Genomic DNA, 9,653 nt, shown 5'->3' with positions numbered 1-9,653 from the left:
CTGGTTTTTTATGTGAAAAAATATGTGATTTAAAAAATAATTCCATGTAACTATTTAAATAATATGTAATTTATTTTTTATCATTTTTATGAATGTCCATTATTTCTACCAAATGTAAGCGTATTTTTGAAAATATACCGATATGGGGGAATAAAAATGAAAAAAAATCTTGCTACAAGTATGCTATTTATTTCAGTACTTGGCTTTTCTATGCCAGCTATAGCTGATCATCATTGGGGAGGTTATCAGGCGAGTAAAGGTCAAAATAGGGGAGGCTTTACTAAGCAATCACAGTGGGGGAACTCTGGTAATACTTTCAAAGGACGTCAATTATCCAATTACAGTCAGAATATTCCATTACATCAAAGAAATAACCCAGATTCAACCAATCATTTGAATACATGGAATCAATCAAATCTAAATAGTCGATCTCATGTGAAAGGTTATGAAAGTAATAATCGTAACATTTATGTAGGACGTTATGATCATCCACAGAAGTATAATAATAACTATGGTCAAGCCAACCGTGTTGTAGTATATCGTGCAGGAGATCGACTTCCTGATATTTACCGAAGCTCACGCTATTATATTAATGATTATCATCGTTATGATTTATATGAGCCTCCACATGGTTATCATTGGGTAAATATTGATGGAAACTATATTTTAGTTGCTTTAGCTACAGGGATTATTTCTCAAATCTTTTTCGGTGGTTATACTTATTAAAAAGTGGGGTGATTCCCCACTTTTATGCTAACTCATCATCTTCTGGTCTTGGTGTTTTTCCATAAGCCAGAGGTTTTTCAGTATGTTTGCTCCGTATTACTGATGGGTAATGCCATGAAGCAAAACGTACAACAAAAATGGATGCTGCTAATATCAAAATAGATCCTGTAATAATAACCAGATCCAAACTGGCTTTATGTTCGTGTTGGATGTTGGAGATAAGGAGTCTGGTCAAGGCAGTAATAGCAACATATATCAAAAAACGTACTGGCATATGGTTTGTTTTAAAATAAATGCCAACCATTGCACCAAGTTCTAAATATATAAATAACAATAAAATATCATCAATTGTTGCATATTTTTTGACAGTTAATATTTCGATTAATGTGTGAATGGATGACCATGCAATTAGACAGCCAATAATAAACAGGGCAATGTAGTGAAATGCTTCTACGGCGATATTTCCAAAGCGATCGAGGATAATTTCAATTCGTTTCATCTTAAACCTATTCATTATTTCCTCCTCAAATCAAATATGAAAATGACTAAGCAAAAAACACGCCAAATTAAAAAAATGATTGATATTACTTAAATAAAATGAAAAGTTGTATTGAATACTTGATATTTTTGGGGAAGTGATAGAGAGGTTTTAATATTAATTGGAATTAATGCATTGGAGCGTTGATATGGCATTTTTATGCATCACTCTTATTCCTTTTTCTGCTAGAGAATAGTCTGTTACTAAAGGACAATACTCTTTATAAAACTCTTCTACTTCAGGGCTTGTAGTAAAAGGTATATAGAGTAATTGGGTGGGAGATATTTCTTGGAATTTTTGTTGAATAGTAATTTTTCGACCAGATGCTAAATTTAATTCAGATGTTCTGGTAATAAATTTTTCTCCATATTGATTATAAATAATTTGATCTTTATATCCTTGATGAGTTTCTTCTATAGGTTTTTTGTTGGGATTTTCATATTGTTTTAGTATATTTTTGGAAGTACATGATATTAAATATTTTTCATTTCCATTTATAATTTTGGCACCATAATTTATATCTGATTTTTGATTTTTACTCTTACATATTTCCTCTATGTGTTTTAAGGCTTCTGGTGATGATGAATCTCTAATGTATAGCAACTGATTATTTCCCATATTTAAAAAAAACTGTGAAATTTTTACTTTTTCACCATTTTTATTTTTAATAATTGCAATTTTTTCTAATTTTAAATTATCGGGTATTTGCATAAGAGATTCATCTATGGCGTGAGTCGTAGTAGTGTAGATCATAAGTATCAATGGAATAAAAAACATATTTTTCATTAGTAGTCTCTTTTTTAAATTTTATGATGGATATTGTGAGCTTATATAAATTGCTTGAAATAATCATTTTATGAAATTTACTGTTTTGTTGCTTGAATATGAAAAACCCTCTAGATTCAGAGGGTTTTTATTATTAATTACGCTTGATTAGTAAAATAATCTTCACTGAAGTTCATGATTACATCTGAACCTGCTTTGATTTTTGCAATACGTGCTGTCAAATCAGGGAGTATGCGCTGGATAAAGTAATGCGCCAATGCAAGTTTGTTCTGGTAGAATTCACCAGATTTTGCTTTTGCTGCTTTTGCAATACGTGCATACATATAGGTGAAACTGAGTAGACCAACAGCATGTAAGTAATCAACAGCTGCAGCATTTGAAAACTCTGAATTCTCATTTGCTTGCTCAATGATGTATTGAGTAATCATATCTACTTCAGTCGCAACATCTAAGGTTGCATCTTTGATGAAGTTTAGATCCGTATCTAAATCATTGGCAAAGTCACGAATTTCTGCAATATATTCTGCGATAAATTCACCATTACACTTAATCGTTTTACGACCAATCAAGTCTTGAGACTGAACACCGTTAGTTCCTTCATAAATTTGGGCAATACGCAGGTCACGAACACATTGTTCCATTCCCCATTCACGAATATAACCATGACCACCGAAACACATCTGCGCATCAATTACTGCATTAAATGCAGTATCCGTTAAGTATGCTTTGGCAATCGGTGTAAGGAGGGCGACGCGATTATTTGCTTTAGCAATGGCTTCAGGATCTGTTGAGAACTTGGTAATGTCCAGTTGTTGACCTACATAAACAGCAAATGCGCGAGAAGCTTCATTGTTTGCACGAGCATTCAATAACATACGACGAACATCACCATGTACAAGAATGCTATCGGCAGCTTTGTTAGGAGATTTTACACCTGAAGCACTACGACCTTGAATACGGTCTGTAGCATACTGGGCAGCATTTTGATAAGCAAACTCTGATGCTCCAAGTCCTTGTATACCCATAGATAGACGTTCGTAGTTCATCATGACAAACATGGCTGCAAGTCCATGATTTTCTTGTCCAACCAGAAAACCTTTAGCACCATCAAAGTTCATGACGCAGGTTGCTGAGGCTTTAATTCCCATTTTATGTTCGATTGAACCAGGAGCAACAGCATTACGTTCACCTAGAGAGCCATCAGTATTTACGAGGAATTTTGGAACAATAAACAATGAAATTCCACGTGAACCGGCAGGTGCGTCGGGTGTTTTTGCAAGTACAAGGTGAATGATGTTTTCAGCTAAATCATGATCACCGCCAGTGATAAAGATTTTTGTTCCTGTGATGTTGTATGAGCCATCTGTATTTCGTTCAGCTTTAGTTTTAATAATACCTAAATCAGTACCTGCATGAGGTTCTGTCAGACACATCGTGCCAGACCACTCACCAGAGTAGATTTTAGGTAAATAAGTCTCTTTTTGTTCTTGTGATGCATAACTGTTTAAAGCCATGCCAGCACCCACAGATAGAAGAGGGTAGAGCATAAAAGAAGGGTTGGTCGCAAATAACATTTCGTCAGCAAGTACAGTCAGCATTTTTGGCATGCCTTGACCGCCCCATTCTTCATCTGCACCTAAACCGATCCAACCACCTTCAGCGTATTGACGGAATGCCTCTTTAAATCCGGTTGGTGTTGAAACTTTGCCATTTTCATAATGCGCACCTTCTTCATCACCCGTGCGATTGATGGGTAAAGTAACATTTTGCGCAAATTTTGCCATTTCTTCTAAAATAGCTTCGGCAGTTGCAGCATCGACATGAGCTAGTTTTTCATTAGATTGCCAGAATTGTTCGGCATTAAATACATCATTTAGAATAAAACGCATATCTGCAAGTGGAGCATTATAGATTGGCATAGCTTGATCACCTATTTTTTGTTTGAATCAATTCATTATTAGAAGTCTATACACTGATATTATTTGATGTTAGACGACTAAAGTTTAGGGTATTTGACATGTTTATCAGTAAATTGCCAAATACATCTAATATCCCTATTGGAAAGTTTATCTAAGTTTAAATCTATAAAGAAAAAGGACTGCCATTGATCTGACCGTCCTTTAACTTGAACTTATTTACATCGGATTAGAAAGCAAAGTCTTCAGCATCCAATGCCATCAATGGTTCTAAACCACCAGCGATGACTTCAACGTGACTACGTGTACGTGGAAGAAGTTTTTTGAAATAGAACTGTGCTGTTTTGATTTTTGCACCATAGAAGCCTGTCTCAGTTGTTCCTGCTGCAAGTTTTTCTTGAGCAACAAGCGCCATACGTGCCCAGAAATATGCAAGAGTCACATAACCAGAGAAGTATAAGTAGTCAACTGCAGCGCCACCAACTTCATCAGGGTTTTGCATTGCTTTCATACCGATCTGCATGGTCAAATCACCCCACTCTTTATTGAGAGCAGCAAGTGGTTCAACAAATTGTTTCATTTCAGCATTATCTTTATTTGCTTCTACAAATTTATGGATAATTTTGGTGAAGTCACGCAGCATCGCACCTTGAGTTTGCAGGACTTTACGACCTAGCAAATCGAGTGCCTGAATCTCGGTTGTTCCTTCGTATAAACATGAAATACGTGTATCGCGAACGATTTGTTCCATACCATGTTCAGAGATGAAGCCATGACCACCGAACACTTGCACACCTTTGTTTGCAGCTTCATAACCTGTTTCGGTTAAAAATGCTTTTGCAATCGGTGTAAGAAGCGACAAGATATTGTCCGCAAGTTTACGGTCATCTTCGGTTGCACCATGCTCAACAATATCAGCATATTGAGATAAGAAATAAACGAGTGCACGACCACCTTCAGCAAATGCTTTTTGAGTTAAAAGCATGTTACGGACAGCTGGGTGTACGATAATCGGGTCAGCTTCTTTTTCAGGTGCTTTAGGACCAGAAAGTGAACGCATTGCCAAACGTTCTTTGGCATATACAAGTGCGCCTTGGAAAGAAGACTCAGAAGCAGTTAAACCTTGAACAGCTGTACCGATACGTGCGGTATTCATGAAGGTGAACATTGCATGTAGGCCACGGTTTTCAGGCCCAATGAGGTAGCCTTTTGCCTGATCAAAGTTGATCACGCATGTTGCATTACCGTGGATCCCCATTTTATGTTCGATGGAACCACAACGAACTGCATTACGATCAGCAAGTGAACCATCTGCATTTACATTGAATTTAGGAACGATGAATAATGAAATACCTTTAGTACCTTTAGGTGCACCAGGTAAACGGGCAAGAACAATGTGAACAATGTTCTCTGCCATATCATGTTCACCAGCCGAGATAAAGATTTTCTCGCCAGAAATAGCATAGCTACCATCTGCATTTGGTTCGGCTTTTGTGCGGATAATACCAAGATCAGAACCTGCTTGAGATTCTGTTAAACACATCGTACCTGTCCACTCACCAGAAACAAGTTTAGGTAGATAAGTTGCTTTTTGTTCATCAGAACCATGATGTTCGATAGTACGAACAGCACCATGAGAAAGACCTGGATACATACCCCACGCCCAGTTTGCAGCACCTACCATTTCTGATATGGAAGTTGCAAGAGAACCTGGTAAACCTTGACCACCATGCTCTTCAGCAACTGCTAAAGATGGAAAACCAAGTTCGATATATTTTTGATATGCTTCTTTAAAACCTGTAGGTGTTGTTACAACGCCATCATTCCATTTACAACCTTCACGGTCACCTACCTGATTTAATGGAGAAAGTTCATTTTCACAAAAATCTGCTGCAGCTTCTAAGTATTGATCAACCAATTCACGGCTTACGTTTTCTTGGAATGCAGGGAGTTTTGCATAGTGTTCTTCAGCATTTAATAATTCATGCAAAACAAATTGCATATCACGTAAGGGTGCTTTGTATTGTGGCATATTGAGTTCCTCAATACTGGTTAAACCAGATTTATAATCCTAAGAGGGAATGGTGTCTTCATCGACACATATTTGTTCTGCTACATCGTGCAACAACTTATTATGTCGTACAAGTATTTCTTGGTGAATTCACTGTGACTGTAAAGTCAAAGAAAATAGTCTTGAAATATGTAAGTACTTTGAGTGTAAACAGTTTTAAAGAAAAATGAGTGAAACAAATTGTCAAAATCGTAAAAAGATATGTCCAATAAAAAAGACGCACTAAGCGTCTTTTTTTATAAGTTGCTGTTATGCAGCAGGTGTCTTTTGTGCTGGAGCTTGAGTAGCTGGAACAGGTGTGGTTTCTGGACGTGCATTTGGTTTGAAATGTACAAAGCACTGACCATTAATTAATTTATCATCCAGTTTAACTTGAATTTGTTTACCATTAGTCTGATTTGCGCAAGCACTTTGAATAGCTTCCCATTTTGCTTTTCTCTCAGCACGCTTTTGATCAATTTGAGCTTTTTGTTCAGCTGTTAATTCTTGACCACGTTTAAATCTCATGCCTTTATGTTTGTCCTGTAAGCGTATATCTTTCATTGAATCACGGTCAGGGCGGAAGTTGATTGCACATGTGCCATCAACAGTTTTATCTCCCGCCTTGATTTGAACAGAACTGCCAACCGCTTTATTATCACATGCAGATTTTGCCTGTTTCATAAATTCGTGACGTTCTGCACGCATTTGTTTGAATTGTTCACGTTGTTCTGGAGACATTTTATGATGACCCATCATGTGACGACCTTCAGGACCATTTTTAGGTGTTGAACTTGATTGACATGCAGTCAATGCACCCATTGATAGGATACTGGCGGAAACAAGTGCGATTTTTGTCAAGCTATTCATTGTCGTTATCTCCGATGGATATAAGCTAAGTCTTTTAGATGGTTAAAGATTAGATAATAATGATGAAGAAAGAATGGAGGGTTTTTTGCGTGAGTGTTGGTTACAATCACTTATTATCTTCATATAAAATTGAGAGATGCGTCTTTTGAAAGTTCGCCGTGTTCCTATTGCATTACGCTTATTCTTAACTGTTCTCCTAACGACTCTGGTGATTACCACAGTAAGTTTGGGAGTTTTGCACTGGACAATGCAAAAGAACTTTGCAACTTATGTAGCAAATGTTGAAATGCAAAAACTGGATCATTTAATTGGTAACTTGGCTGGCGTTTATAGCGTTTATCATGATTGGGGAAATGCCATTCAGGCGCAGATCTTACAGATAGAAGGTAATGCTGCGTCTGATGACTATGACAAACTGTCACATTGGTGGCTACACCGTCAATATGACATTGCTTTGCAGCAACGCTATTTCAAGGAACGGACTTTAATTAATCAGTTTGATGAGGATACAACTCCAAACCAGTCTAGTATGGACAAAACTGAAGAGATCAAGATACTTGAAGAAAATCTTCCTTCAGAATATCAACCATTTGAAGGTCTGGTTTTTCCACTTAGTGCAAACCAGAATATGTTTAAATCACCAGAAAAAGCATCGAAAGAAAACCAAAGCCGGATGAGGATTAGTACTTCTCAAAATGGTAAAAAGCGTTTCATTGCAATGCCAGACCGGTTGGGATTGAGAGGTCGACTTTCCCTTTATGATACGAACCATCATTTTATTGTAGGTGAGCCTGGAGATGATCAGGAGTCCTATCGCCCCATAATTGTAAATGGAGAGGTTGTCGGTTATCTGGGATTAAAGCCTGTCCTGGATGAAGATGATGCTTTAAGTATTAACTTTTTTAGTAATCAAAAACGCTATTTATTGCTAATTTATATTTTAACCATTATTTCAAGTCTGGTTGCAGCGCTCTTGATGGCGACTTATTTCAAAAAGCCTATTCAGCGTTTATTACAAGGTACTAAAGAGCTGACTGATGGTAACTACCAGCATCAAATCAAGGTTAACCGAAATGATGAGCTGGGTGATTTGTCAAATGAATTGAACCAATTGGCAGTCATTCTGGATCAACATGAAACTTCTCGCCGTCAGTGGGTTGCAGATACCTCACATGAATTAAAAACACCACTTGCAGTACTTCAGGCGCAGATTGAGGCAATGCAGGATGGTATTCGCAAGCCAACACCTGAGCACTTTGCATCTATGTTGAATCAGGTGAGTAGTTTGAAAAAATTAACTCAAGATCTGGCTGATTTGGCGCAGGCAGATGCCCAGCAACTCACATGTTATTTTTCTGAGATTGATCCATGGGATGTGGTTATACAGGAAATAGAAAACTTTAAACCTAAATTTGAGAAGGCGAGTTTAACGGTCACTACAAAAGGTGAAGGTGCTTCATTACAATTAGACATAGATCGTTTTAAGCAAATTATGGTTAATTTACTTGGCAATTGTATTCGCTATACTGAAGCTGGTGGTCAGGTTAATGTGCATACAGAACAAGATGATGAATTCTGGACAGTATTCGTTGATGACAGTCCTTTTGGTCTGAATGATGAGCAATTGTCCCGTTTAGGTGAACGTTTTTATCGTGTTGATGATTCAAGGACACGTAGTACTGGTGGTACGGGGTTAGGATTGGCACTTTCCCGTAAAATTGCGGAAGCTTTAGGTGGTGAGTTAAGCTTTGATCATTCACCATTAGGTGGTTTACGTTGTAAATTAACCTTTCCGAAAAATACGAAAGCATAAAGGAAAAAAGTTTATGAAACATATTATGCTCGTTGAAGATGAAGTCGAGCTGGCACAATTGGTGAGAGATTATCTGGAAGCTGCGGGCTATGAAGTCAGTATGTTTCATGATGGTCAGGCTGCTTACGATAGCTTCTTGCAACGTAAACCAAGTTTGATGATTCTGGATTTGATGGTTCCACATATGGATGGTTTAACTATCTGCCGAAAAGTTCGTGAGCAAACTGATTTACCGATCATTATGGTTACAGCGCGCACTGAGGAAATTGACCGTGTACTTGGTTTGAATATGGGAGCAGATGATTATGTTTGTAAACCATTTAGTCCAAAGGAGTTAGTTGCCCGTGTACAGGCTGTATTACGCCGTCTGGATCGTAAGGCAGAACCAGAAGAAAATAATCTGTTCCGTATTGATAAGGCGCAACAACGTATTTGGTATCAGCAAAAATCTCTTAATCTGACACCAACAGAATTCCGTTTGCTTGAATTGTTTTTAGAACATCAAGGACAGGTATATTCTCGGGCTCAACTGCTTGATCATATCAATCCAGATAGTTTTGATGTAGCAGACCGTGTGATAGACAGCCATATCAAAAATTTGCGTCGTAAGATTTCAGATGTCGCAGAAACAGGTAATCGTCATGAATGGGTGCAAGCGGTTTATGGGGTAGGTTATCGCTTTGAGTATCCTGAAGATTAAATCTCTTTGAAATAAAAAAGCCAGGGAAAGTATTTCCCTGGCTTTTTTTATTTTGTATCTATGACCTTATCTGGGTTTTTATTATTGTTTTTCAGCATAAATATAAAATGAAAAAATTACTGATTTTTTGTCAACAAAATATAATTATTTGCCCACAAATGTGAAAATTTTAATAATAGCTAAAATATATTATATGAAATCGTTTTTTTAAAATTTTTATGTATTCTATTTTAATTTTTTGAAGTGATCATGTC

General features: G+C 37.0%; 8 protein-coding genes. 3 read left to right on the top strand and 5 right to left on the bottom strand.

What is annotated here, in order from left to right:
* Nucleotides 1-156 precede the first annotated feature (156 nt).
* Nucleotides 157-726 (top strand): RcnB family protein, encoded by a 570-nt coding sequence (locus KPC_RS14520; protein WP_121975076.1) that lies wholly within the window; start codon nucleotides 157-159, stop codon nucleotides 724-726.
* Between the two features lie 22 nt (nucleotides 727-748).
* On the opposite strand, the gene KPC_RS14515 is transcribed toward KPC_RS14520, so the two are convergent.
* From KPC_RS14515 to KPC_RS14495, 5 genes are all read right to left on the bottom strand, one after another.
* Nucleotides 749-1,225 carry a phosphate-starvation-inducible protein PsiE gene (locus KPC_RS14515; RefSeq protein ID WP_407641991.1) on the bottom strand — a complete coding sequence of 159 codons (477 nt, stop codon included), beginning with the start codon at nucleotides 1,223-1,225 and terminating at the stop codon, nucleotides 749-751.
* 156 nt (nucleotides 1,226-1,381) lie between these two features.
* Nucleotides 1,382-2,050: a hypothetical protein gene (locus KPC_RS14510; RefSeq protein WP_121975074.1), complete on the bottom strand. Its 669-nt coding sequence runs from the start codon at nucleotides 2,048-2,050 to the stop codon at nucleotides 1,382-1,384.
* 137 nt (nucleotides 2,051-2,187) lie between these two features.
* Nucleotides 2,188-3,969, bottom strand: coding sequence for an acyl-CoA dehydrogenase C-terminal domain-containing protein (locus KPC_RS14505; RefSeq protein WP_121975073.1), 1,782 nt, complete (start codon nucleotides 3,967-3,969; stop codon nucleotides 2,188-2,190).
* A gap of 226 nt (nucleotides 3,970-4,195) precedes the next feature.
* Nucleotides 4,196-5,998: an acyl-CoA dehydrogenase C-terminal domain-containing protein gene (locus tag KPC_RS14500; protein ID WP_121975072.1), complete on the bottom strand. Its 1,803-nt coding sequence runs from the start codon at nucleotides 5,996-5,998 to the stop codon at nucleotides 4,196-4,198.
* A gap of 288 nt (nucleotides 5,999-6,286) precedes the next feature.
* Entirely contained in the window at nucleotides 6,287-6,886 is a 600-nt protein-coding gene (locus KPC_RS14495; protein ID WP_121975071.1) for a hypothetical protein, read from the bottom strand.
* A gap of 145 nt (nucleotides 6,887-7,031) precedes the next feature.
* On the opposite strand from KPC_RS14495, the gene baeS reads away from it, so the two are divergent.
* Both baeS and KPC_RS14485 read left to right on the top strand, forming a co-directional pair.
* On the top strand, nucleotides 7,032-8,699 hold the full coding sequence (baeS, locus tag KPC_RS14490) for a sensor histidine kinase efflux regulator BaeS (RefSeq protein WP_121975077.1): 1,668 nt from the start codon (nucleotides 7,032-7,034) through the stop codon (nucleotides 8,697-8,699).
* Nucleotides 8,700-8,712: 13 nt separating this feature from the next.
* Nucleotides 8,713-9,399 (top strand): response regulator, encoded by a 687-nt coding sequence (locus tag KPC_RS14485; protein ID WP_121975070.1) that lies wholly within the window; start codon nucleotides 8,713-8,715, stop codon nucleotides 9,397-9,399.
* The last annotated feature ends 254 nt before the right edge of the window (nucleotides 9,400-9,653 follow it).

Source organism: Acinetobacter stercoris (assembly GCF_900323515.1).
In the GTDB taxonomy this organism is placed as follows: Bacteria; Pseudomonadota; Gammaproteobacteria; order Pseudomonadales; family Moraxellaceae; genus Acinetobacter; species Acinetobacter stercoris.
This window is presented reverse-complemented; position numbering and strand designations above follow the sequence as displayed.

Excerpts from the sequence above, each read along its gene's own strand:
- KPC_RS14500 (WP_121975072.1), bottom strand. The coding sequence starts at position 5,998 with ATGCCACAATACAAAGCACCCTTACGTGATATGCAATTTGTTTTGCAT.
- KPC_RS14505 (WP_121975073.1), bottom strand. The coding sequence starts at position 3,969 with ATGCCAATCTATAATGCTCCACTTGCAGATATGCGTTTTATTCTAAAT.
- KPC_RS14485 (WP_121975070.1), top strand. The coding sequence starts at position 8,713 with ATGAAACATATTATGCTCGTTGAAGATGAAGTCGAGCTGGCACAATTG.
- KPC_RS14520 (WP_121975076.1), top strand. The coding sequence starts at position 157 with ATGAAAAAAAATCTTGCTACAAGTATGCTATTTATTTCAGTACTTGGC.
- KPC_RS14515 (WP_407641991.1), bottom strand. The coding sequence starts at position 1,225 with ATGAAACGAATTGAAATTATCCTCGATCGCTTTGGAAATATCGCCGTA.
- KPC_RS14510 (WP_121975074.1), bottom strand. The coding sequence starts at position 2,050 with ATGAAAAATATGTTTTTTATTCCATTGATACTTATGATCTACACTACT.
- KPC_RS14495 (WP_121975071.1), bottom strand. The coding sequence starts at position 6,886 with ATGAATAGCTTGACAAAAATCGCACTTGTTTCCGCCAGTATCCTATCA.